The 2,386-nt window shown below is 57.1% G+C and carries 1 rRNA gene; it reads right to left on the bottom strand.

The annotated features are described in order from the left end of the window. Positions 1-19 precede the first annotated feature (19 nt). A 23S ribosomal RNA gene (locus tag ACH4PY_RS37035) occupies positions 20-2,386 on the bottom strand; the annotation flags it as partial.

Genomic DNA, 2,386 nt, shown 5'->3' with positions numbered 1-2,386 from the left:
ACAGTGGACGCGAGCAACTGAGGACAAGCCCTCGGCCTATTAGTACCGGTCAGCTCCACCCCTTACAGGGCTTCCACATCCGGCCTATCAACCCAGTCGTCTACTGGGAGCCTTACCCCATCAAGTGGGTGGGAGCCCTCATCTCGAAGCAGGCTTCCCGCTTAGATGCTTTCAGCGGTTATCCCTCCCGAACGTAGCCAACCAGCCATGCCCTTGGCAGGACAACTGGCACACCAGAGGTTCGTCCGTCCCGGTCCTCTCGTACTAGGGACAGCCCTTCTCAAGACTCCTACGCGCACAGCGGATAGGGACCGAACTGTCTCACGACGTTCTAAACCCAGCTCGCGTACCGCTTTAATGGGCGAACAGCCCAACCCTTGGGACCGACTCCAGCCCCAGGATGCGACGAGCCGACATCGAGGTGCCAAACCATCCCGTCGATATGGACTCTTGGGGAAGATCAGCCTGTTATCCCCGGGGTACCTTTTATCCGTTGAGCGACGGCGCTTCCACAAGCCACCGCCGGATCACTAGTCCCTACTTTCGTACCTGCTCGACCCGTCAGTCTCACAGTCAAGCTCCCTTGTGCACTTACACTCAACACCTGATTGCCAACCAGGCTGAGGGAACCTTTGGGCGCCTCCGTTACCCTTTAGGAGGCAACCGCCCCAGTTAAACTACCCACCAGACACTGTCCCTGATCCGGATCACGGACCGAGGTTAGACATCCAGCACGACCAGAGTGGTATTTCAACGACGACTCCACAATGGCTGGCGCCACCGCTTCACAGTCTCCCACCTATCCTACACAAGCCGAACCGAACACCAATATCAAGCTATAGTGAAGGTCCCGGGGTCTTTCCGTCCTGCTGCGCGAAACGAGCATCTTTACTCGTAGTGCAATTTCACCGGGCCTATGGTTGAGACAGTCGAGAAGTCGTTACGCCATTCGTGCAGGTCGGAACTTACCCGACAAGGAATTTCGCTACCTTAGGATGGTTATAGTTACCACCGCCGTTTACTGGCGCTTAAGTTCTCAGCTTCGCCCTGCCGAAGCAGAACTAACCGGTCCCCTTAACGTTCCAGCACCGGGCAGGCGTCAGTCCGTATACATCGCCTTACGGCTTCGCACGGACCTGTGTTTTTAGTAAACAGTCGCTTCTCGCTGGTCTCTGCGGCCACACCCAGCTCACACCGCAAGGGTGATCACCAGACATGGCCCCCCTTCTCCCGAAGTTACGGGGGCATTTTGCCGAGTTCCTTAACCATAGTTCACCCGAACGCCTCGGTATTCTCTACCTGACCACCTGAGTCGGTTTAGGGTACGGGCCGCCGTAAAACTCGCTAGAGGCTTTTCTCGACAGCATAGGATCATCCACTTCACCACAATCGGCTCGGCATCAGGTCTCAGACTATATGCCACCCGGATTTACCTGGATGACGTCCTACACCCTTACCCCGGGACAACCACCGCCCGGGCTGGACTACCTTCCTGCGTCACCCCATCACTTACCTACTAAGACTCTGGTTCGTCGGCTCCACCACTCCCCCTCACTCCGAAGAGATCAGGGGCGGCTTCACGGACTTAGCATCGCTCCGTTCAGCATTGGGCGCTTTACAGCGGGTACCGGAATATCAACCGGTTGTCCATCGACTACGCCTGTCGGCCTCGCCTTAGGTCCCGACTTACCCTGGGCAGATCAGCTTGACCCAGGAACCCTTAGTCAATCGGCGCAAGAGTTTCCCACTCTTGTATCGCTACTCATGCCTGCATTCTCACTCGTGAACCGTCCACCACTGCCTTCCGGCGCGGCTTCACCCGGCACACGACGCTCCCCTACCCATCACAGCGGGCGTTGACCCTCATGCTGCAATGACACGACTTCGGCGGTACGCTTGAGCCCCGCTACATTGTCGGCGCGGAATCACTTGACCAGTGAGCTATTACGCACTCTTTCAAGGGTGGCTGCTTCTAAGCCAACCTCCTGGTTGTCTCTGCGACTCCACATCCTTTCCCACTTAGCGCACGCTTAGGGGCCTTAGTCGATGCTCTGGGCTGTTTCCCTCTCGACCATGGAGCTTATCCCCCACAGTCTCACTGCCGCGCTCTCACTTACCGGCATTCGGAGTTTGGCTAAGGTCAGTAACCCGGTAGGGCCCATCGCCTATCCAGTGCTCTACCTCCGGCAAGAAACACACGACGCTGCACCTAAATGCATTTCGGGGAGAACCAGCTATCACGGAGTTTGATTGGCCTTTCACCCCTAACCACAGGTCATCCCCCAGGTTTTCAACCCTGGTGGGTTCGGTCCTCCACGACCTCTTACAGCCGCTTCAACCTGCCCATGGCTAGATCACTCCGCTTCGGGTCTTGAGCGTGCTACTA

Origin of the sequence: Streptomyces sp. NPDC021224 (assembly GCF_044332905.1) — a bacterium.
Classification (GTDB): Bacteria; Actinomycetota; Actinomycetes; order Streptomycetales; family Streptomycetaceae; genus Actinacidiphila.
This window is presented reverse-complemented; position numbering and strand designations above follow the sequence as displayed.